Raw genomic sequence first — 21,422 nt, forward strand, 5'->3', positions numbered from 1 at the left:
TCATGCGTGAAAAAATCAAGCTCGAATCCAGCGCCGGTACCGGTCACTTCTACACGACCACCAAGAACAAGCGCACCACTCCGGAAAAAATCGAACTGAAAAAGTACGATCCGGTTGTCCGCAAGCATGTGATTTACAAGGAAATCAAGCTGAAGTAATTCAGCTAGTCGTTGGAATACCAACGGCAAAAGGATTCCCTGGTCCCGTGCCGGAAATAAAAAACCCGCTCATTGCAGCGGGTTTTTTATTTGTCATTTCTATCTGGCATTCATTTGTCAGTTCAGCAGCTCACTCATCTCACCATCATTCCGGCGTCCAGATTTCGCGCAACGAATCCAGCAGCAAGCCGATCGTTGGATCACTTTGCCGTTCCGCCGAATACAGAAACTGTAATGGGGCCGAGATGGCAATCTCGCCACCGCGCCACAACACAATAGAACCATCGGCCGCAAAGCGTCGCGCCGTACGTTCTGCCAGCAACGATACCCCCAATCCTGCTTTTACCAGTTCGACCAGCGTGCCTTCGTCGTCAAACTCCCCCACCCGTTTGGGCGCGATGTTATGCGTGCGCCAGAGCTCCTGGGTGATGCCGGAAAGACTCATGAACTGTGACAAACCCAGCCACGGCAATTTGCCCAGAGTCTTCCAGTCTGCTTCGGCATGGGTGTCAGCCATGGCCGGGGGTAACGCCACGCAAAAACCCAGTTCGGCCAGTTGTACTGTGTTGACGTTCTGATAGGGATTGCGGCCAAAGTAGAAGCCGCCATCAAGCAGCTTTTTGCGCACATCGTTAAGAATCACTCCGGATATCCCGTGCGTGGTCTGCACCGTCATCAAGGGACAGCGCTGACGCAACAACGCCAGCCACGGCCCGATGCGCAAACGCGCCGCCACGCCCACCGTACCAATCCGCACCTTGCCCTTGGGTTCGGCCGACATGGCTTTGGCACGGTAGAGCATGTCCTGCGATACGGCGAGGATGTGCTCTGCGTCTGGCAAAAACGCCTTGCCAGCCTCAGTCAATTGCACACCGCCAGGGTAACGCTCGAACAGCGCCATGCCCAATTGTTCTTCCAGTGCCTTGATCTGCGCGGTCACTGCGGGCTGGGAAAGATGCAGCAACTCGGCAGCCTGTGTCAGGTGGCCTTGCTGCGCAACTGCAACAAAAGTACGCAATTGATAAATTTCCATATGCCCGATTATTGCGCAGAACGTTCATACGGTGTTGCAAAGCAGTGCGTTGTGTAGCTCAAATCCAGCAACTACGCCATTCTCAGTAAGTTTCGTGCAACGCAACATAAACGTTTTTGATTCTGAGCATCAGAATTTGCAATTAGCTTCTACCCCCTCGTCCTCATACAGTGGCCGTGGACCCCGAGAGTGTTGGTATTTTTCACTTGGGAGAGTGAGCCGACACGGCACGCCCGGGGCATACCGCACAGACGAGAGGAGAGAAAGATGGATGACCAAGTGATTCAGCGAATCCAGGACAGTCCGAAATTCCACGAACTTGTACAGAAAAAAACCAGCCTGAGCTGGATGCTCACCTTGATCATTCTGGTGGCCTACTTCGGGCTGATTCTGATGATTGCTTTTGAGCCTGCCGTGCTGGGCACCCCTGTCGCCGCTGGCAGCGTCATTACCTTGGGCATTCCACTCGGTCTGGCCTTGATTGTTCTGGCATTTGTCTTGACCGGCATTTATGTGCGCCGTGCCAATACCGAATTTGACCAACTCAATCAACAACTTGTCGAGGATGCCCGCAAATGACCAACCGACTTGTAAACCGTATCGGGCTGGCCACGCTGGGTGTTTGCGCCAGCCTGCCCGCCTGGGCGGCCGGTGCGCTCGAAGGCCCGGTTACGCAGCGTTCCATTAATTGGCACGCCATCATCATGTTTTTCATTTTTGTAGCGTTTACCCTGGGCATTACGTTCTGGGCAGCACGCCGCACCCGCTCGGCCAAAGATTTTTACGCGGCCGGCGGCGGCATTACCGGCTTGCAAAATGGTCTGGCAATTGCGGGCGACTACATGTCCGCGGCGTCGTTCCTCGGCATTTCGGCCATGGTGTTTACCAAAGGTTATGACGGCCTGATCTATTCGCTGGGCTTTCTGGTGGGTTGGCCACTGATCACCTTCATGGTGGCAGAGCGCCTGCGTAATCTGGGCAAATATACCTTTGCCGATGTAGCTTCGTACCGGTTGCAACAAACACCGATCCGCACCTTTGCCGCAATTGGCACGCTGGTCGTGGTCACGCTGTACCTGATCGCCCAGATGGTGGGTGCCGGTCAGCTGATCCAGTTGCTGTTTGGCCTGCCTTATACCTACGCCGTGCTGATCGTGGGCGTGCTGATGGTGTTGTATGTCACCTTTGGCGGCATGCTGGCCACGACCTGGGTACAGATCATCAAAGCGGTGCTGCTGCTCTGTGGCGCTACTTTCATGGCCTTTATGGTGATGTCCGCAGCCGGTTTCAGTTTTGAAACCCTGTTCAACACGGCCATCAAAGCCCATCCGAAAGGTCTGGCGATCATGTCACCGGGCACGATGTCGCCAATTGACACGATTTCGCTGGGTGTTGGCCTGATGTTCGGTACCGCTGGTCTGCCCCACATCCTGATGCGTTTCTTCACGGTGAAAGATGCCAAAGAAGCTCGCAAATCGGTGTTCTACGCGACAGGTTTCATCGGCTACTTCTACATCCTGACCTTCATCATCGGCTTTGGCGCGATCATGCTGGTGCTGGGCAAGCCTGAGTACACCACCACTGTCATGGAAAAAGGCAAGGCGGTCACTCAGTTGATTGGCGGCACCAATATGGCGGCCATCCACCTGGCCAATGCGGTTGGCGGAGACTTCTTCCTCGGCTTTATCTCGGCAGTCGCATTTGCCACGATTCTGGCCGTGGTGTCTGGTTTGACCCTGTCTGGTGCGTCGGCGGTTTCGCATGACTTGTACGCCAACGTGTTTGCTCGCGGTCATACCGACGAAGCCAAAGAAATCCGCGTATCCAAGTACGCCACACTGGCGCTGGGTGTCGTTGCCATTCTGTTGGGGATCGCCTTTCAGAAAACCAACGTTGCATTCATGGTGGGTCTGGCGTTCTCGGTAGCGGCTTCGGCCAACTTCCCGGTGTTGTTCATGTCGATGTTCTGGCGTGGCCTGTCGACCCGTGGCGCGGTAGCCGGTGGTTCAGCCGGGCTGCTGTGCGCGGTATTGATGATTGTCACCGGCCCGACCGTATGGGTGAAGATTCTGGGCAACGCAGCGCCTATCTTCCCGTACGACAACCCGTCGATCTTCTCGATGCCGCTGGCTTTCCTGGTGATCTATCTGGTTTCGAAGATGGATACCAGCGCTTCGGCCAAGCGTGAACATGACGCCTTCCCGGCCCAGTTTGTCCGCTCAATGACTGGCGTGGGTGCAGAAGGCGCGGCAAAGCATTAAGCAGTTAGCGTAACCAAGGTAACAAGCATCACAGGATGGAAGGACTGCAAACGGAACCTCGACAAGAAGGTACGACACTGCAAATAACTAAAAGAAACGAAAAACGCCCCGCATCGTCGGGGCGTTTTTCATATCGACCGCTGCGCTCACTCAAACCTGCTTGCCGGAACATCAGCAGCCAGCGATAGCCGCAGCACTACAATCACAGAGTGGCCAACCCGACACACATCTGGATCTGACCCATGGTTGCCTTGATTAATCTGGACCACCCGCCATTCGATCTGCTCAGCCCGCTTGAGCGTGAGCGGTTGCAAAACCAGGCCGATATCGAGTTTTTCCCTGCAGGCAGCACGGTGATGGCGCGCAACAGCAGCGTCGATAGCCTGTTTGTGGTCATCAAAGGCTTGATCCATGAATACGCTGCTGACGAGCTACGCGACACGCTGGCCGTCAACGCAGTCTTTGATGCGCGCGCAGTGGTAACAGGTATCGCCAGCGCCCGCTTTGAAGCCGAGGAAGACAGCATCGTCGGACGCCTGCCACGCGCTGCCATCCTCGCCCTCACGCAAAGCGCCCCACTGTTCGGTGCATTTTTCTACCAGGACATCGCCCGGCGCATGGCAACGCTGGCGCAGCGCCCGCTGCAGCAACAAGCTCAGTCGTTGATGCTGGCGCGTGTGCATCAGGCCTGCGTATCTGCGCCGGTCTGGCAAGACGCCAACGCGACGGTGCTCGATGCAGCCAAGGCGATGCAGACGCATCATGCGACGTCGGTGCTGGTGCGCGCAGGTGAACGCATAGGCATTTTTACCCAGAGCGATTTACGCAACTTTGTAATCGGTGGCTTGCAGGCATCCGCCGAGGCCTTAAGCCACCACGCACAATACCGGCTGCATACGGTGGATGAAGATGACTTCCTGTTTCAGGCCATGCTGACCATGACCCGGCACGAGGTACAACGGGTGATCGTCACCCGGCATGGTGAAGTAACAGGCGTGCTGGAACAGGTGGAGTTGTTGTCTTATCTCTCCAACCATTCGCATATTGTGTCGGCGCGGATTGAGCGCGCACAAAGTGTCGAAGAACTGCAGCAAGCTGCCAGCAGCATGGACAAGCTGGTGGAGTTGCTGCATGGCAATGGCAGCAAGGTGAGGTTGATTGCTGAACTGGTCAGCGCTTTACATCTGAAGTTGCTGGCGCGGCTGTATCGGTTACTGGCGCCGCCGGAAGTACTGGCCCACACCTGCCTGGTGGTGCTGGGTTCTGAAGGACGTGGCGAGCAGATTCTGAAAACCGATCAAGATAACGCCTTGTTGATCGAAGACGGCTACGACCACCCGGCTTTGCCCGAACTGGCAAATCAGTTCAATGAGCAACTCAACCGCCTGGGTTATCCGCTCTGCCCCGGCGAAATCATGGTACGCAACCCACGCTGGCGGTTGAGCACGACGGCATTCCAGCAACAGATTGGCCAATGGATTGATGCTGCCGACGGCGCGGCGGTCATGAATCTGGCCATTCTTGCCGACGCGCAAGCCGTCTGCGGCAATACCGGGCTACTGGAACAGACGCAAGCGTATCTGCAACGCAATCTGAATACACAACCCGCATTCCTGGCGCGCTTTGCCTTGGCGGTTGAGCAATTTGATCCACCGGGCGGCATGCTCGGTCGGTTACTCAATGCGGGCACTGCCACGGCCGCGCTGGATCTGAAAAAGGCAGGCATCTTTCCCATCGTCCACGGCTTGCGCAGCCTGGCGCTAGAGGCCGGGTTGAGCGAGCAGAACTCCTACGCCCGATTGCAGGCGCTGCAGCAGACCAACAAGCTGGAGCCACAACTGGCCGCAGACCTGCAAGAAACGCTGACTTTTTTGCAGGGTCTGCATTTGCAGCACGGCTTGCAGCAAATCAGTCTGGGCCAGTCGCCCGATTACCTCATCAGACCCGATCTGTTGGGCACCTTGCAGCGCGAACTCCTCAAGGATGCGCTCAGTGTGGTGAAGCGCTTTCGCCAGTTGCTGCGCCATCATTTTCATCTGGACTCGCTATGACCGGCGCACTGGGCCGCTGGCGAGAGGCCAGGCGCGTGGCGCGTTTGCGTAAACAATTGCGTGATCCGGCATGGCAGTGGCTACTGGACCCGCCACCTGCCGATGAATATGTGAGTCTGGACTGCGAGACGACCAGCCTGGACCGCAAACACGCCGAGTTGCTATCGATTGCTGCGGTCAAAATATCCGGCCAGCGCATTGAGACATCCAGCCATTTGCAGCTGTTGGTGCGCCCGCAAGGCGAAATCAGCCACGCGGGGATTCCGATTCATCAGTTGCGTGCTCAGGATGTCGCGCAAGGTTTAACCCCTCAGGCCGCGCTGGAGCAATTACTGCAGTTCATCGGCAGCCGCCCCATCGTTGGTTATTACCTTGAGTTCGACCTGGCCATCCTCAACCGCTATGTGCGACCGTGGCTGGGTATCGATTTACCCAACCCGGTCATTGAGGTTTCCGGTCTGTATTACGACCGCAAGGTGACGGCGTGGCAGCCAGAAGTTGATTTGTCCTTGCCAGCCATCTGCAACGATCTGCAGTTACCGCAATTACCCCGCCACGATCCATTCTGTGATGCGGTTATCGCTGCACTGATTTTTCTCAAATTGCAGCGGCATCCATAAAACAAAAGCGGCCCCGCAAGGCCGCTTTTATCAGATACGCGATCATCCGCAATCTCAGTCGGTTTCCAGCAACAGCCGATGCGCCAGGCCAGCCACCAGACCACCAGCTAACGGCACCACAATAAACAACCACAGTTGTTGCAGCGCCTGGCCGCCGGCAAACAGGGCCGGGCCCAGGCTACGTGCCGGGTTAACCGAAGTGCCGGTGATGGGAATGCCGACCAGGTGAATTGCGGTCAGGGTCAGGCCAATGGCCAGGCCAGCCATCATGCTGTTACCAGAGCGTGAGGTCACGCCCAGAATCATCAGTACAAAGATAAACGTGGCGACAAACTCGAACACCAGTGCAGCCTGCATGGTCCCCGGCGCAAACATGTTCTGGCCAAACTGGCCTGCATGTTGGCCCATGCCGGTGGCGATCAGGTAAATGACCGCAGTGCCAGCCAGCGCGCCCAGGCATTGGGCCACCATGTAACCCACTGCTGTTCCCGGGTTCATCCGCCCGGACACCAGCACACCCAAGGTCACCGCCGGGTTTACGTGCGCGCCGGACAAATGACCAAAACCATAAGCCACCGTCACAATCGCCAGACCAAAAGCCAGCGAGATACCGGTGTAGGTAATGTGATCACCTGCAAACACCGCCGAGCCGCAACCAAACAACACGAGAATGAGTGTGCCAAGAAACTCAGCACGATAGGCTTTCGCAGACACTAGACACCCCCAATGGGAAAATATCGAAGAGGCCGCAATCTAACGTTTGCCCCCTGTCCCCGCCAATCAGAATTAGCTGGAACTGTCTGGCGCGGTTTCTGATGCGGCGTAAAAGTCACCAGACACGATTACCGTTATAGCCACATTATTTGGTGCTGCAGCGCAATATCAGCGTAACTGATTCAGCGCATCAAAAAACACGATTGGATCGCCCCTGCCGGGCCGGATAGAGTCCTCCTACAGCAAATTACTTACCTCTGCGGCTAAGGAGCCTTTATGAGCACCATTGATTCCGTTCTCCAGGAAAACCGCCTGTTTCCGCCATCAGAAGACTTTCGCATCAAGGCCAATGTCTCTGGCATGGAGGGCTACAACGCCCTGTGCGACAAGGCCAATAACGATTACGAAGGTTTCTGGGCAGAACTTGCTCGCGACCTCGTCACCTGGAAGAAACCGTTCAACAAGGTGCTCAATGAAACCAACGCCCCATTCTTCAAATGGTTTGAAGATGGTGAACTGAATATTTCGTACAACTGCCTGGATCGTCATCTGGATGCACGCGGCGATAAAGCCGCCATCATTTTCGAAGCCGATGACGGCAGCTCAACACAGGTCAGCTATCGCCAGTTGCATGCCCAGGTCTGCCAGTTCGCCAACGCACTCAAAGCGCTGGATGTGAAGAAAGGCGACCGCGTCGTCATTTACATGCCGCATAGCGTAGAAGCCATTGTGGCCATGCAGGCTTGTGCACGGATCGGTGCGATCCATTCGGTGGTGTTTGGCGGCTTCTCTGCCGGAGCCCTGCGTGACCGTATTCAAGATGCGGTCGCCACGCTGGTCATTACCGCCAACGAAGGCGTACGCGGCGGCAAGCCGGTGCCGCTGAAGGCCGTGGTTGATGAAGCGCTGACGCTGGAAGGCAGCGAGTCGATCAAGAACGTAGTGGTTTACCGCCGCGCCGATCACGACAACGTGCCATTCAAGGCCGGTCGTGATCTGTGGTGGCATGAGCTCACCGCCAGCCAACCCGCACAGTGCGAACCGGAATGGATGAACGCCGAAGACCCGCTGTTCATTCTGTATACGTCCGGCTCGACCGGGAAACCCAAAGGCATTCAGCACACCATTGGTGGCTATCTGCTGGGCACGATCGTGACCATGAAGTGGGTATTCGACTACCGCGAAGGTGACGTGTTCTGGTGTACCGCTGATGTGGGCTGGATTACCGGCCACAGCTACGTGTGCTACGGCCCGCTGGGTATCGGCGCGACGCAAGTGGTATTCGAAGGCGTACCGACTTATCCGAACGCTGGCCGCTTCTGGCAGATGATCGAAAAGCACAAGGTCACCACCTTCTACACCGCACCAACCGCGATCCGCTCGTTGATCAAGCTGGGTGCCGATCTGCCTAAACAATATGATCTGTCCAGCCTGCGCCTGTTGGGCACCGTGGGTGAGCCGATCAATCCGGAAGCGTGGATCTGGTATCACGAAGTCGTCGGCGGCGGGCGCTGCCCGATTGTGGACACCTGGTGGCAAACCGAAACCGGCGCCAATATGGTGGCACCACTGCCGGGCGCCGTTGCGACCAAGCCAGGTTCTTGCACCCTGCCACTGCCAGGCATCATGGCTGATATCGTGGATGAAGCCGGCGCGCCGGTTGATCCGGGCAAAGGGGGTTCGCTGGTCATCAAGCGGCCTTGGCCTTCAATGGTTCGTACCATCTGGAACGATGCCGAGCGTTTCAAGAAAACGTATTTCCCGGAGGAGTTCAACGGCAAGCTGTATCTGGCTGGTGACTCCGCGCACTTTGATGAGAACGGCTACATCTGGATCATGGGTCGCATCGACGACGTGCTGAACGTTTCTGGTCACCGCTTGGGTACGATGGAAATCGAATCCGCCTTGGTCGCCAACCCGCTGGTCGCCGAAGCCGCCGTGGTCGGCAGACCGCACGAAATCAAAGGCGAAGCAGTCGTGGCTTTTGTGGTGCTCAAGCAAGATCGCCCGGAAGGCGAGGAAGCCAAGCGCATCGCTAAAGAACTGCGCGAATGGGTCGCCCACGAAATCGGCAAGATCGCCCAGCCGGATGAAATCCGCTTCGGCGAAAATCTGCCCAAGACTCGTTCCGGCAAAATCATGCGCCGCCTGTTGCGCGTGATCGCCAAGGGCGAAGAAGTGACCCAGGACGTCTCCACCCTGGAGAATCCGGCGATTCTGGAACAGTTGCGGCAGAGTGTGATTTGATTTATCTGATTTAGCCGGGATGAGCGGCAGCATCACACAACCCCACCTTGGACGTGGGGTTTTGTTTTGATGGGTTTGGGTTTAACAACTTGAGTGTCTTCGGCACGATGTTTTGATACCCGGTGGTGACCGGGAACACGTGACTTTTTCTTGCCCCGCCAAGAAAAAGTCACCAAAAAGAAGGCGACCCCGAACCGGCGTCCAGCCTGCGGCTGGATACCCGCGCTTTCACATGATTACCCCGGCGGGTCGACGAACTAGCCCGCAAGCGGGCGTCGGACAGGCGTCACCCGAAACCCCGGGTCAATCATGTTTCGCTTGGCGCCTGACAGGGGAGGAAAAGCACTTCGTCTGTTGGCGAGCGATTGCGATTCAACTCCTCATGCACCTTTGCCTCCACCATTTCATCATTCCAGCGGGAATCCAGCCGCCATGGCAAACGTCGCCGCTGGATTCCCGCCAAGGGGGCCGCCGAGGCCGGGAATGACAAGGTGATTGGTCTGCAAGGGTTTCGTGCCGTTGCCGTTGCCGTTGCCGTTGCCGTTGCCGTTGCCGTTGCCGTTGCCGTTGCCGTTGCCGTTGCCGTTGCCGTTGCCGTTGCTGTTGCTGTTGCTGCAAATGGCATTCCACTCTGCAAACCACGCCGAGCGAGAGCCGGAGACCTTAGGCTCCGGCCGACCGAGGGAACGCAGGATGCGCGCAAAAACACCAGGCCAACAGACGGTTCGTTTACCCGCTGCAACTTGCATCCAATGCACGTAACCGCATTGTGGGGGTACCCCCAAGGGGCGCGGCTTTTGAATTTGGGCCCCGTCGGACGCCTGCGTCCCGGTCGCCTTTTGCTATCCCGCTCTGCGGGACTTTTGGTTTCATTTCTTTGGCGACGCAAAGAAAAGTAACGTGTCCCCGGTCACCCCCGGGTATCAAACGCCTTTACAACCCGTGCCGAAGGCACCAACAACAAGCTCTTGAAGCACGCACAACCACCACCCAGCGGGTTGCGCCCGCTTCGCACATCCACTCTCTTTTCAAAGCGCCACCAGACCATATCTAACTCAGATACCGACCCCACATAGAACGTTCGTTTCATTTGCCGCCAACCGCGAGTAGAATAGTACGATTGCCGTCGACCCACGCCCGCCCTGCGCAAAGGAGTGCCCGTGTTCGTTGAGTTTCCGAATTCCCCGTACAAACTATTTCAGCCCTTCCCGCCTGCTGGTGACCAGCCGGTGGCGATCGGGCAACTGGTTGAGGGCCTGGACGACGGGCTGCAGTTTCAGACCTTGCTGGGCGTAACCGGCTCTGGCAAAACTTATACGATGGCCAATGTCATTGCCCGCACCGGGCGGCCTGCCATTGTGATGGCGCCGAACAAAACCCTGGCGGCGCAGTTGTATTCCGAATTCCGTGAGTTCTTTCCGGAAAACGCCGTCGAGTACTTTGTTTCGTACTACGACTACTACCAGCCGGAAGCGTACGTTCCGTCCAAAGACTTGTTTATCGAGAAAGACTCTTCGATTAATGAGCACATTGAACAAATGCGACTGTCGGCCACCAAGGCCATGCTGGAGCGGCGCGATTGCATTATCGTCGCCACCGTTTCGGCCATTTACGGTATCGGTGATCCATCCGATTATCACCAGATGATTCTGCATTTGCGCGAAGGTGAAACGCGCCCGCAAAGCGAGATCATCAAACGCCTGACCGTGATGCAGTACGACCGCAACGAGATGGAATTCAGTCGCGGACATTTCCGGGTGCGCGGCGACGTGATCGATATCTTCCCGGCGGAAAACGCCGAACTGGCGGTGCGCATCAGTTTGTTTGATGACGAAGTGGAAACCATCCACTTGTTCGACCCGCTCACGGGCCATATCAAACAGCGTATGGGCATCTTTACCGTGTTCCCGGCCAGCCATTACGTGACGCCGCGCGCGACCGTGCTGCGCGCCGTGGACACCATCAAGACCGAACTGCATGACCGGCTTGAGTTCTATCACAAAGAAAACAAGCTGGTCGAAGCGCAGCGGCTGGAACAACGCACGCGCTTTGATCTGGAAATGCTCAATGAGATGGGCTTTTGCAAAGGCATCGAAAACTACTCACGCCATTTCTCCGGCAAGAAAGCCGGTGAAGCGCCGCCAACGCTGATCGACTACCTGCCCAAAGACAGCCTGATGTTTATGGACGAGTCGCACGTGCTGATCGGCCAGGTGGGCGCCATGTACAAAGGCGACCGGGCGCGCAAAGAGAACCTGGTCGATTACGGTTTCCGGCTGCCGTCGGCCATGGATAACCGTCCGCTCAAGTTTGAAGAATTTGAAGGCATGATGCCGCAAACAGTGTTCGTATCCGCCACACCGGCCGAATACGAGCGCACTCATCAGGGCCAGGTCGTCGAACAAGTCGTGCGACCAACCGGGCTGGTCGATCCGCAAATCGAAATCCGGCCGGTGGGCACGCAGGTCGACGATTTGTTGTCCGAGATCGGCAAGCGCACTGCGCTGGGCGAGCGGGTGCTGGTGACCACGCTGACCAAGCGCATGTCTGAGCAACTGACTGAGTACCTGAGCGAACACGGCGTCAAAGTGCGTTATCTGCACTCGGACATCGACACGGTGGAGCGCGTCGAGATCATCCGCGACCTGCGCCTGGGTGTATTTGATGTGCTGATCGGCATTAACTTGCTGCGTGAGGGCTTGGATATTCCAGAAGTCTCACTGGTGGCGATTCTGGATGCCGACAAAGAAGGCTTCCTGCGTAGTGAGCGCTCGCTGATCCAGACCATAGGGCGGGCGGCGCGGAATCTGAATGGCAAGGCGATCTTGTACGGCGACGTGATCACACGTTCAATGAGAAGCGCCATCGACGAGACAGATCGCCGTCGCAACAAGCAGATTGCCTTCAACGAAGCCAATGGCATCGTGCCGCGTTCGGTCACCAAGCGCATCAAGGACATTATCGACGGCATGTATAACGCCGAAGACGCCGCCGCCGAACGCATCGAGAACAAGCGCCAGCGCCTGGTCGAAGCGATGGATGAGAAAGAATTGTCGCGTGAACTCAAGCGTCTGGAAAAAGACATGATGGCCGCAGCCAAAAACCTGGAGTTCGAAAAAGCGGCGCAACTGCGCGATCAGTTGAAGACCCTGCGTGAACGCGCTTTCGGGCACAACTGAGCAAAGTTGCAGCACATGCTAGAGATCATTTACCAGGACGAATACCTGGTGGCCATCCACAAACCGGCTGGGCTGCTGGTGCATCGTTCCATGCTGGACCGGCACGAGACCCGCTTTGCCGTGCAGTTGCTACGCGATCAGTTGGGGCGGCGGGTTTATCCGGCGCATCGACTGGATAAGGGAACATCTGGCTTGTTGCTGTTTGCCTTGACGCCAGAAATCGGCCGGGCGTTGTCGATGAGCTTTGAAGCGCAACTGGTCGACAAGCGTTACCACGCCATTGTGCGTGGCTGGCCTGAGGAACAAGGCACTATCGACCATGCGCTGGCCAAGCAGCTAGATGAATCAGAGATCACCAAGGGCGCGCCACAGGGCCCGATCCAGCCCGCGGTTACCCGGTTCAAACGCCTAGCCGCAACCGAACAACCGTGGTCGGTTGATCGATATCCACAGACGCGTTACGCCTTGATGGAACTGGAACCCGTCACCGGCCGTCGTCATCAGTTACGCCGCCACATGAAACACATCAGCCATCCGATCATTGGCGACGCCACCTACGGCAAGGGGCAACACAACCGCAAGTTTGCCGAAGAGCTCGGAGTAAACCGCTTGTTTCTGGCTTGCAGCGCCATGTGTTTGCCGCATCCGGTGAGTCGGGAGGTGCTGGATTTGCGCTGCGCGCTGGCGGAAGAGTTTGCTGGCGTTATTCAGGCGTTGGGATGGGAAGTACCGGCGTAGGGTGGATTCGGAACTCGTAGCCCGGATCGAGCCCGCAGGGCGGGAATCCAAGATGCGGCATCGGCAAATGTCACAGGCGATTGCTTGTTGATATGTGGCAACCCCGGATTCTCGCTGCCCCACTGCAACTGTCATATGCAATTCTCCAAGAGCTTTGTGGGGGTACCCCCGAGGAGCATGCTTCATCCGGGCTATGAGTTTTGCTGGTCGGGTCGCGCAATAATCCCGGCCATAAATGCCGCCCAAACAAAAACCCGCCAGCGGCGGGTTTTTGTTTGCTACACCAACGAAGCAATCAAGCGCGGCGCTTGAATTCGTAAGTGCGGGTATCGATCTCGATTTTGTCACCGATTTCGATGAATGCAGCCACTTGAATCTCGGTAGCAGCACCCTTGATCTTGGCAGGCTTCATCACCTTGCCGGAAGTATCGCCACGCACTGCTGGCTCGGTGTATTCCACTTCGCGCACGATGGTGGTCGGCAGTTCTACGGAGATGGCTTTGCCGTCGTAGAAAGTGACTTCACACTTGTCTTCCATGCCGTCAACGATGTAACCGACAGCGTCGCCCACGTTTTCAGCTTCGACTTCGTACTGGTTGTACTCAGTGTCCATGAACACGTACATCGGGTCAGCGAAGTACGAGTAGGTGCATTCTTTCTTGTCCAGGGTCACGACGTCGAACTTGTCGTCGGCCTTGTACACTGCTTCGGACGGGGAGTCGTTCAGCAGGTTCTTCATTTTCATTTTAACAACGGCAGAGTTACGGCCAGACTTGTTGTATTCGGTTTTCTGGACAACGAGCGGCTGGCCGTCGACCATGATTACGTTACCCGAACGGACTTCCTGTGCGGTCTTCATTGCTGATGATTCCTGATTGCTTGAACTGGGATAGGGGTGTTTGCAGGCTGCCCCGAACAATCTTCCAGCAATCACTGTCGGGCGGCAGTTTACAAAACGGAAACTGGTAACCCGCTATTTTAACTTATCTTTGGCAAAGCTGACCAGATTTGCTGCCAGATTACCGAGACTTTCCAGATGGGTGGCCCAAGCTGCAGCATATTGCTGCGCTTGCGGCAGCATTTCACGCAAATCCGCCCACGCTCCAGCGGCCAGTTCGCCGCGATTCCAGCCGAACCAGAACGCCGCCAAACGACTTGCGCGGTATTCATCCCAGCCAGCGGTATACAGCTTGAGAAAGGCGGCCAGCTTGGCTTCGTGCGCCGCATCGTCTTGTGGATAGATATGCCACACCAGCGGTCTTGCCGCCCATTGCGCTCGCACAAAGCTGTCTTCCCCGCGCACAAAGTTGAGATCGCAACTCCACAGCAAACGATCGTAATCGGCCTGCGCGACCATGGGGAGAATGTGAATATTCAACGCGCCGAGCTGATGCTGCTGACCAGCCTGCAATGCCGGCAAGTCGAGAGTCTTGGCCAGCTCTGGAAGCACCCTGCCCTCCGGCACCAGCAGATTAACCGGCTCTTGCGTAGCCGCGATTTGCTGTATCAGCGCGGCTAAAGCCGGATTCTCATATGCAAACAGGCTTAATGTCAGCGCGGTCGGGTTCGCCACGCCAAGCGCCGTGAGCAATGCCTCGCGCTCCTGAACCGACCACCGCGCCCGCGCCTGGCGTGCCTGCTCTTCACCAATAACGCCGCCAGTGCCCGCGACAAAGCCAGGAAAGAAAAAGTATTTATTCAGGCCACCGCCTTGCGGCGACGCCAGCGCGTGACATCCTGTCACCCAGTCTTCAGCTGAGAGATATTCCAGATTCAGCCATAGCGGAGCGGTGGCTCGAGTCCGCATTGCTGCCAGCATGCTGGCCGGGATTTCACAAGCGAACGCTTCGATCACCACATCAGCGTCGTCGGCGGGATGGGCATTTACCGACCAGTGCCGGACCTGCACGCCGTCCAGAGTCTGGTTTGCTTCCAGCGGCGCGGCGGTGGGCGCAATGCGTGCCAGCGCGGCCAGGTCGTCTACCCACAAAGTGACGTTTTGTCCGTATTCCTGCTGCAATTGCCGGGCCAGCCGCCAGCACACCCCAATGTCGCCAAAGTTGTCTACCACACGACAAAACAAGCTCCACCTCATCGCCCAACCTCACAAAAGACTTACACGAAACATTTTTTTGCGAAAAGAACACACTTCTTTGCAGCAAAACCCGACAAAAGGTAAAACTGTAGAAAGCATATTTCTTACAATTAATGGTAAGAATTTGATCTATTTTCCGACAAATCTTACGCACCATAATAATACTTAACTTTATCTATCAGTTTCAAACCCTTTATTTTAAAAAGGTTTTTTTCAAAAAAAAGCCCTTTCAAGAGCAACTAAATATGATATTGCAACGCAGCAAAAACCGTTCCAGCCTTCGTTTGCTTACACTTATATTTTCTTTAAGTTAAATTTAATAAATAGTATTTGAAAGCAAATTGCTTACTTGATAAAATTGGTCATTGAAATGTGTAGTCAGGAGTATCTGATAGCACATCGCAAGGCGTTCATGGGGCGACGACCCTTCTCAAAATATCGCCGAACTACCGCCGCGGGGGGAAAAGTGGTCCCGAGGTTTTTATCTTCACTCTGAGCCCAAAAGTGAGGATGGTTTTTAAATTCTGATGGGCAAAAAGCGAGACCTGTTCTGCCGCAGGTTTCATCAAGTCCGAAATAAATCAGGAGAAGTAAGTCATGAAACTACGTAATCTGGTTGCTGGCTTGGCTTTCATTGGTGCGTCTGCGGGGGCTTTTGCCATCCCGACCTCCACCTATACAGACAATCATGATATCGGGGTGGTCAGTTCTCCCCGGAATTTCATCATTGACAATACCGTCACGACCTCATCATTTGATGACTACATCACATTTGGTGTTGACCCAACCTCGTACGCTTCCAACGTCTTCTTCAGTCAATTGACTTTGGGCAACCTGCAAAATATCGCAGCTGCAACTTTGTCTTTGTGGGATGTGACTTCAGGCCCCAATGTTTTCCTGGGTAGTGTGCCACTGGATGAGCCTCCTTTCACTTCAACCGCTACGTTCTTCTCTGGCCATACCTATGCGCTGGAAGTAACCGGCACTCTGGTACCAGGCGCGGTGCAAGGTATCTATGGCATTTTGGGTACATTGAGCCCGGTACCAGAACCAGAAACCTATGCCCTGATGGGTCTGGGTGTGGTCGCTCTGGTTGCAGCACGTGCTCGTCGCCGCAAACTGGGTGACACCAGCTTTAACTCGGTGTCCGCAACTGCGGCCTAAGGGTTTGCCGGACCGGCTACGTTTCGCCTCACGGGGCGACACACCCGGGCAGTAAAGTATCACGCAAGAACAGAACGGCTCACGACTTCGGTCGTGGGCTTTTCTGCATCCATTGAAAATGCATCGCCTCGGGTCGGCAGGCCGAGGATCAACGTGCATTGTCACCCGCTTATGGTTGGGCTGATCTGCCAGCCTTCCCGCAGCTGCACAGAATAAAGCGGGCCTGGTAATGAAACCAGGCCCGCTTGGTAGACACCCGCAAATATCCTCTTACTTCTTACTTATCACACCACCGCAAGAGCACATTCGCGCAGAGATGGCAGCTCCTCATTCCGAACGGGCTGAGGTTTCCTTGGCCGTCTGCGGGATGCCTGCTTTGGCTGTAGCCGGCGCAAACAGCGCCTCATACGCCGCCAGCAACTTGGGTACTTCGTACTTCCATTCCAGTTCGTTCATCACGCGTCGTTGACCGTACTCGCCCATGGTCTTGCGGCGAGCCGGGTCGGCTAGCAGTTCGAGAATTTTCTCGCCCATGTCGACTTCATCATTGCGTTTGGCGTAGAGCGAAGCCTCTTGCGCCGAGAAGCGACCTTCGGTGAGATCAAACTGAACGATGGGCTTGGCCAGCGCCATGTATTCCATGATCTTGTTCATGGTGGACTTGTCGTTCATTTCATTGGCCACGTCCGGATTAACGCATACGTCCGCCGTATTGAGCATTTCCAGCAATTGCTGGTCCGGCACGCGACCGGTGAAGGTCACATACTCGGCAATGCCCAACTCTTTGGCATAGGCCTGCATCTGCGCCAGCGACGTGCCGCCGCCCACCAGACCCAGTTGCACATCAGTACGTTTGCGTTCATGCACGATATGCGCCATGGCGCGCAACAAGTAATCAATGCCTTCCTGCTTGCCCATCACGCCCACGTAGCCCACCAGGAATTCCCGTCCCTTTTTCAGTTCGGGTACCGCCGGCACCTGGCATAGCCGATCCAGCTTGGGGCCACTGCGCACCACGTAGACGTTTTCCGGCTTCATGCCGCCGCGCTCGATGGCGATGCGCTTGTACGACTCATTGGTGGCGATGGATACGCTGGCGGTGTTGAAGGTCCAGCGCTCAAACAGCACCATCAGCTTGTAGAAAAAATCCCGCCGCCCGAATTTGGCTTCATACAATTCCGGGTTGATATCGTGATGATCAAACAGGAATTTTTTGCCAAAAAACAGTTTGAAGAAGCCACCGACCAGAAAAATCAGATCGGGCGGATTGCATGCATGAATGGCATCAAAACCGCGCCCGAACATGACCTTGAACGCCAGGCGGAACTCATGGAACAACGCCGCCGAATACTCCAGCAAATAGCCTTTGGCGCCTTCCGCCTCCAGTGGCAACTCGTGGCGATAAATGTGGATATCGTCGACCACTTCAAAGTGCGACTCATAGCCTTTGCCGGTAGGGCAAATGATCGACACTACGTAACCGGCGTCGCGCAAGGTGGTGGCCTCCTGCCACACGCGCCGGTCAAATGGCGAGGGCAGGTTTTCCACGATAATCAGTACTTTGCGGGGTTTACCAGCAGATGCCATCGTATTTTCCCTCCTCGCTCTTGTGATCGACTACACGCACAAAGTCGATGATTTCCTGATTCGGCCGCAGACGGGTAAAGGCGTCTTTGAACTCGGGGGCATTGTTACCGATGACCAGCACTTCGGCGTGATCGAGCACCGCATCCAGCGATTGCTCCATGATGCGCGAAATATGCGGAATCATATTGAAGATGTAATCCTTGTTGGCGCCGGTCAGCGCGGCCAGGTTCACGTTGCGATCGTACAGTTTCAGATCGTAGCCCTTGCCGATCAGGCGCTCGATCACCTCCACAATCGGGCTTTCGCGCAGGTCATCGGTGCCCGCTTTGAAGCTGAAACCCAGTACGCCGATCTTGCGTTTGCCCTTGGCGGTGATCATGGAATAGCCGCGTTCCACCTGGCGGTCATTGCTGGGCAAAATGGCGCTCAGAATCGGCAATTCCAGATCAAGACTGCGCGCTTTGTAGTTCAGCGCGCGCACGTCTTTGGGCAGGCAAGAACCGCCAAAGGCGAAGCCTGGCTTGAGGTAATACGGTGACAGATTGAGCTTGGTGTCTTTGCAAAAGATATCCATCACTTGATGGCTATCGATTTCCAGACCTTTGCAGATATTGCCGATTTCGTTGGCAAATGACACTTTCAGCGCATGCCAGACGTTATCGACGTACTTCACCATTTCGGCAGTTTCGATATCGGTACGGATCAGTGGCGCCTTGAGCTCGCTGTATAAACCCGCCAGCACATCGCCACTATGCACGTCCGTCTGGCCGAGCACTGTTTTAGGAGGATTCCGGTAGTCCCATACCGCAGTGCCTTCACGCAGGAATTCCGGGTTATTGCACACGCCAAAATCCACCCCGGCTTTCTTGCCGGAATGCTGTTCCAGCGTAGGAATCACCACGTCTTTCATGGTGCCGGGCAGCATGGTGCTGCGGGCCACCACGATATGAAAATCACTCTTTTCTTTAAGCGCCGCGCCGATCTCTTCGCAAACCCGGCGTACGTAACGCAAATCCAGCGCGCCGTTCAGCTGGCTGGGCGTGCCCACGCAAATGAACGACATCTCGGTCGCCAGCACGGCGGCATGCACATCCGTGGTCCCGCGCAAACGACCGGCAGAAACCGCCTCCGAAACCAGTTCGGCGATGTCTTTTTCCACAATCGGGGGAATGCCCCGGTTGATCAGGTCTACTTTGCTGGCGTTAGGCTCAACCCCAATGACAGTATGCCCTTCACCGGCCAGACAACCGGCGGCGACGACACCCACGTATCCCAACCCGAATATGCTGATTTTCATTTTGCTTTACCCCATGTGATAACAAAACCGGATACCGATTCAAAACACTCAGGCAGTTGCCGCACTGAGCATTTTCCAAAGTTTTCTGCCGCGGGCCCGGTTACGCCGGATAACCCCGCCAATGCGTTGTCCAAGCAGCGCCAGCATTGCCGCTGGCGCCGAGAAATCAGGAGACAATTGACGAATAATCAATTGGTTACGCTTAATGAGCAGCCAAGTGTTGGCCATGATGAAATACTCAGTCCGCCAGAAACGTTTTCTGGCGCCACCGGTGGCTTGGGCCGCCGGCAAATTGACCTGCACCGCACGCGTGTCGAGGAATATCTGCTGCCCCAATGCCCGGCTGCGCAGCAGGAAATCGGTTTCCTCGCGATAGGCGTTACCGCGATACACCCGGTCAAAATCAAGCCGTGCCGCCTGGCGCGTCTCGATCAAAAAACTGGCATGGCAAACCGGCACTTCCAGCACTTTGTCCGCAACGCAATCGAACTCGAAACGCAGGCGTTTGAGGTCTGCCACCTGCTCGGCGGTTTGCACGCGGGTACGCCGGGCCGCCGCCAGCGTGGCCGAGGTTTCATCGTGATTCATATACACTGCTGACGCGCCGATAATGCTTCCCGGATGCTGGCTTGCGGTCTCCAGCAAACTACGGATGGAGCCTGGCAACAGCACCGAGTCATCGTCGCCAAAATAGATGTACTGCCCACGAGCCAGTGCCTTGCCCCGGTTTTTGGCGGCGGTCTGGCTCAGGTTTTCTGCCTGCCGAAAATAACGGATGCGGCTGTCCCGCGTGATCAGGCGACGCACCACTGCTGCGGTATCGTCGGGCGAGCAATCATCAATCACGATCAATTCGATCACGTTTTCCTGCAGATACGTCAGCAACGTCTCTTCGATCAGGTGAGCGCGCTTGTAAGTCGGCACGATTACGCTCACGGTGGCGTCATGGGCTGTCATCGTTCAGCTCTCTCTAACAATAAAAAAACGTGGCATCTCAACCCACCTTCTGGTCAATGCCGCGAACGGCAACAGTCCGGGTTGGAGCAGCAATCTCATGGGCTCGGCTGTTTTGCAAAACCGGCAGAATCTCGGCAATACGGCTGGACTGAAAGCATTGGCGGGCGCGCTGCCGTTGCAACGCGTAAGCCGGGGTATGCAGATCTGCTTGCAAGGCATTCTGGATAGCCTGGGCAAAGGCGTCGGCCTCGGTCGCCACCTGAAAGCAAGCCGCAACGTTTTCGGGCAAGCCCGCCAAACCTTGTGGCGTGCTCACCAGCGCAGCGGGCGTAAACAGCATTTCCACCGATTTGACATTAACCCCGCTGCCCGCAAACACCGGGTTGATCAGCACCTTGGCGTTGCGCAAGACCATTGCGGCATCTGGCGGGCTTTCGATCAGGGTGATCTGAGGCACCGCGGTCAACAGCGCGCGAATGCGTTCATTGGGGCGGCTACCGGCGATAAAAATGCGCAGTGCCGGGTTACGTTGCAGCAGCGTAGGCACCACTTGTTCGATAAACCAGCTGATGCCAAACACGTTGTTGGGCATGAACAAATTGCCCAGGTAACCCACATCAAACTCGGGCGCGCGGCTAACTGGTGCGCTCAACCTGGCGGCCATTTCCTGATCAACCAGCGTTGGCAGCCAATGCCCGTGGGTAAATCCGCAGGCCCGCCAGTAGGCGAGGTCGTCCACCGAGATATCAAAAAATGCCTCGGCCTCGCGCAGCACCCGGCGCTCGAAATGTTCGACATTGCAATTGCGCAGCAGCCAGTGCGCTTGCTCGCGCATACCGTGGGCGGAATTGAGTTGGTAACGGGTATAGCGGTGCTCGATATTGTGCGAGCGATAAAACAGCGGGCGTTGCAATGCGTGGGCCAGTTTGAGCGCCAAATCACCGCCATACAGACCATCCAGCCACACTGCATCCACAGCGGCAGCGCGTTCGCTACCGAGCACTGCGGCATAGGCCTGCTCTGACAGCGAGCGCGCACTTGCGGCCCAAGGTAGCGTCAGCAGCCGGGCCAGGCGGGGCAGTTTTGAGGCAAGGCCTGTCTGGAATGGGAAGACCACCACGGATTCTGCCTTCTCGCGAATCCGGGCTAGGTTTTCTGCTAACTCCGGGTCACCAGCTTCAGCTTGATGCCAGCAGACGATGCGCAGTTTGACGCCTGCATCATGCAAGGCGCACACCCGCCGCCACATATCCACGGTACCGCCGTGGTTGGGTGGATAAGGCAATTGGGCGCAAATGAAGGTCAGTCGCATTGTCGGTAG

18 protein-coding genes are annotated in these 21,422 nt (G+C 56.2%); 9 read left to right on the top strand and 9 right to left on the bottom strand.

Annotated elements, in window-relative coordinates; genetic code table 11:
* The first annotated feature begins 2 nt into the window (after positions 1-2).
* Positions 3-158 (top strand): 50S ribosomal protein L33, encoded by a 156-nt coding sequence (gene rpmG, locus P4L78_RS06275; RefSeq protein WP_283150397.1) that lies wholly within the window; start codon positions 3-5, stop codon positions 156-158.
* 145 nt (positions 159-303) lie between these two features.
* Here rpmG and P4L78_RS06280 read toward each other — a convergent pair whose 3' ends face one another.
* Positions 304-1,191, bottom strand: a complete 888-nt coding sequence (locus P4L78_RS06280) for a LysR family transcriptional regulator (protein WP_283150398.1) — start codon at positions 1,189-1,191, stop codon at positions 304-306.
* A 267-nt stretch (positions 1,192-1,458) separates the two neighbouring features.
* Between P4L78_RS06280 and P4L78_RS06285 the strand changes: the two genes are divergently transcribed.
* The 4 genes from P4L78_RS06285 (at position 1,459) to P4L78_RS06300 (ending at position 6,123) form a co-directional block, all read left to right on the top strand.
* On the top strand, positions 1,459-1,770 hold the full coding sequence (locus P4L78_RS06285; protein ID WP_283150399.1) for a DUF485 domain-containing protein: 312 nt from the start codon (positions 1,459-1,461) through the stop codon (positions 1,768-1,770).
* Positions 1,767-3,452 carry a cation acetate symporter gene (locus P4L78_RS06290; RefSeq protein ID WP_283150400.1) on the top strand — a complete coding sequence of 562 codons (1,686 nt, stop codon included), beginning with the start codon at positions 1,767-1,769 and terminating at the stop codon, positions 3,450-3,452. The genes P4L78_RS06285 and P4L78_RS06290 overlap by 4 nt, the downstream gene beginning before the upstream one ends.
* 242 nt (positions 3,453-3,694) lie before the next feature.
* Positions 3,695-5,503 carry a putative nucleotidyltransferase substrate binding domain-containing protein gene (locus P4L78_RS06295; RefSeq protein ID WP_309327313.1) on the top strand — a complete coding sequence of 603 codons (1,809 nt, stop codon included), beginning with the start codon at positions 3,695-3,697 and terminating at the stop codon, positions 5,501-5,503.
* Entirely contained in the window at positions 5,500-6,123 is a 624-nt protein-coding gene (locus tag P4L78_RS06300) for a 3'-5' exonuclease (RefSeq protein ID WP_309327314.1), read from the top strand. The genes P4L78_RS06295 and P4L78_RS06300 overlap by 4 nt, the downstream gene beginning before the upstream one ends.
* Before the next feature lie 54 nt (positions 6,124-6,177).
* Here P4L78_RS06300 and P4L78_RS06305 read toward each other — a convergent pair whose 3' ends face one another.
* The gene (locus tag P4L78_RS06305; protein ID WP_309327315.1) at positions 6,178-6,837 is read right to left on the bottom strand and encodes an MIP family channel protein; all 660 of its coding nucleotides are present in this window, start codon (positions 6,835-6,837) and stop codon (positions 6,178-6,180) included.
* 276 nt (positions 6,838-7,113) lie between these two features.
* Between P4L78_RS06305 and acs the strand changes: the two genes are divergently transcribed.
* On the top strand, positions 7,114-9,084 hold the full coding sequence (acs, locus tag P4L78_RS06310; RefSeq protein ID WP_309327316.1) for an acetate--CoA ligase: 1,971 nt from the start codon (positions 7,114-7,116) through the stop codon (positions 9,082-9,084).
* A 407-nt stretch (positions 9,085-9,491) separates the two neighbouring features.
* Here the strand turns inward: acs and P4L78_RS06315 are convergent, their stop codons facing one another.
* Complete coding sequence (locus tag P4L78_RS06315; protein WP_309327317.1) at positions 9,492-9,833, bottom strand: hypothetical protein; 342 nt, start codon at positions 9,831-9,833, stop codon at positions 9,492-9,494.
* Positions 9,834-10,244: 411 nt separating this feature from the next.
* Between P4L78_RS06315 and uvrB the strand changes: the two genes are divergently transcribed.
* Both uvrB and P4L78_RS06325 read left to right on the top strand, forming a co-directional pair.
* A complete protein-coding gene (uvrB, locus tag P4L78_RS06320; RefSeq protein WP_309327318.1) occupies positions 10,245-12,263 on the top strand; it encodes an excinuclease ABC subunit UvrB in 2,019 nt (672 codons plus the stop codon).
* Between the two features lie 15 nt (positions 12,264-12,278).
* Positions 12,279-13,001, top strand: coding sequence for a pseudouridine synthase (locus P4L78_RS06325; protein WP_309327319.1), 723 nt, complete (start codon positions 12,279-12,281; stop codon positions 12,999-13,001).
* 295 nt (positions 13,002-13,296) lie between these two features.
* Here P4L78_RS06325 and efp read toward each other — a convergent pair whose 3' ends face one another.
* The gene (efp, locus tag P4L78_RS06330) at positions 13,297-13,860 is read right to left on the bottom strand and encodes an elongation factor P (RefSeq protein ID WP_283150408.1); all 564 of its coding nucleotides are present in this window, start codon (positions 13,858-13,860) and stop codon (positions 13,297-13,299) included.
* Positions 13,861-13,974: 114 nt separating this feature from the next.
* Complete coding sequence (earP, locus tag P4L78_RS06335; protein WP_309327320.1) at positions 13,975-15,096, bottom strand: elongation factor P maturation arginine rhamnosyltransferase EarP; 1,122 nt, start codon at positions 15,094-15,096, stop codon at positions 13,975-13,977.
* Positions 15,097-15,693: 597 nt separating this feature from the next.
* On the opposite strand from earP, the gene P4L78_RS06340 reads away from it, so the two are divergent.
* Positions 15,694-16,260 (top strand): FxDxF family PEP-CTERM protein, encoded by a 567-nt coding sequence (locus tag P4L78_RS06340; protein ID WP_309327321.1) that lies wholly within the window; start codon positions 15,694-15,696, stop codon positions 16,258-16,260.
* Positions 16,261-16,587: 327 nt separating this feature from the next.
* Here the strand turns inward: P4L78_RS06340 and P4L78_RS06345 are convergent, their stop codons facing one another.
* From P4L78_RS06345 to P4L78_RS06360, 4 genes are read right to left on the bottom strand one after another with little or no spacing between them, the layout of a single operon-like run.
* A complete protein-coding gene (locus P4L78_RS06345) occupies positions 16,588-17,847 on the bottom strand; it encodes a glycosyltransferase family 4 protein (RefSeq protein ID WP_309327322.1) in 1,260 nt (419 codons plus the stop codon).
* Entirely contained in the window at positions 17,831-19,144 is a 1,314-nt protein-coding gene (locus P4L78_RS06350) for a nucleotide sugar dehydrogenase (RefSeq protein WP_283150412.1), read from the bottom strand. Before P4L78_RS06350 ends, P4L78_RS06345 begins: the two co-directional genes overlap by 17 nt.
* A gap of 48 nt (positions 19,145-19,192) precedes the next feature.
* The gene (locus tag P4L78_RS06355; RefSeq protein ID WP_309327323.1) at positions 19,193-20,101 is read right to left on the bottom strand and encodes a glycosyltransferase; all 909 of its coding nucleotides are present in this window, start codon (positions 20,099-20,101) and stop codon (positions 19,193-19,195) included.
* 37 nt (positions 20,102-20,138) lie between these two features.
* Entirely contained in the window at positions 20,139-21,413 is a 1,275-nt protein-coding gene (locus P4L78_RS06360; RefSeq protein WP_309327324.1) for a glycosyltransferase family 4 protein, read from the bottom strand.
* Between the last annotated feature and the right edge of the window lie 9 nt (positions 21,414-21,422).

Source organism: Silvimonas sp. (assembly GCF_031291215.1).
GTDB classification, from domain to species: Bacteria; Pseudomonadota; Gammaproteobacteria; order Burkholderiales; family Chitinibacteraceae; genus Silvimonas; species Silvimonas soli.

Bases quoted from the DNA above. Each gene is read 5' to 3' on its own strand.
- P4L78_RS06315 (WP_309327317.1), bottom strand. From the start codon at position 9,833: ATGCAAGTTGCAGCGGGTAAACGAACCGTCTGTTGGCCTGGTGTTTTT.
- P4L78_RS06325 (WP_309327319.1), top strand. From the start codon at position 12,279: ATGCTAGAGATCATTTACCAGGACGAATACCTGGTGGCCATCCACAAA.
- P4L78_RS06345 (WP_309327322.1), bottom strand. From the start codon at position 17,847: ATGGCATCTGCTGGTAAACCCCGCAAAGTACTGATTATCGTGGAAAAC.
- acs (WP_309327316.1), top strand. From the start codon at position 7,114: ATGAGCACCATTGATTCCGTTCTCCAGGAAAACCGCCTGTTTCCGCCA.
- P4L78_RS06290 (WP_283150400.1), top strand. From the start codon at position 1,767: ATGACCAACCGACTTGTAAACCGTATCGGGCTGGCCACGCTGGGTGTT.
- P4L78_RS06355 (WP_309327323.1), bottom strand. From the start codon at position 20,101: ATGACAGCCCATGACGCCACCGTGAGCGTAATCGTGCCGACTTACAAG.
- efp (WP_283150408.1), bottom strand. From the start codon at position 13,860: ATGAAGACCGCACAGGAAGTCCGTTCGGGTAACGTAATCATGGTCGAC.
- P4L78_RS06295 (WP_309327313.1), top strand. From the start codon at position 3,695: ATGGTTGCCTTGATTAATCTGGACCACCCGCCATTCGATCTGCTCAGC.
- P4L78_RS06360 (WP_309327324.1), bottom strand. From the start codon at position 21,413: ATGCGACTGACCTTCATTTGCGCCCAATTGCCTTATCCACCCAACCAC.
- rpmG (WP_283150397.1), top strand. From the start codon at position 3: ATGCGTGAAAAAATCAAGCTCGAATCCAGCGCCGGTACCGGTCACTTC.
- P4L78_RS06280 (WP_283150398.1), bottom strand. From the start codon at position 1,191: ATGGAAATTTATCAATTGCGTACTTTTGTTGCAGTTGCGCAGCAAGGC.
- P4L78_RS06340 (WP_309327321.1), top strand. From the start codon at position 15,694: ATGAAACTACGTAATCTGGTTGCTGGCTTGGCTTTCATTGGTGCGTCT.
- P4L78_RS06300 (WP_309327314.1), top strand. From the start codon at position 5,500: ATGACCGGCGCACTGGGCCGCTGGCGAGAGGCCAGGCGCGTGGCGCGT.
- P4L78_RS06285 (WP_283150399.1), top strand. From the start codon at position 1,459: ATGGATGACCAAGTGATTCAGCGAATCCAGGACAGTCCGAAATTCCAC.
- earP (WP_309327320.1), bottom strand. From the start codon at position 15,096: ATGAGGTGGAGCTTGTTTTGTCGTGTGGTAGACAACTTTGGCGACATT.
- P4L78_RS06350 (WP_283150412.1), bottom strand. From the start codon at position 19,144: ATGAAAATCAGCATATTCGGGTTGGGATACGTGGGTGTCGTCGCCGCC.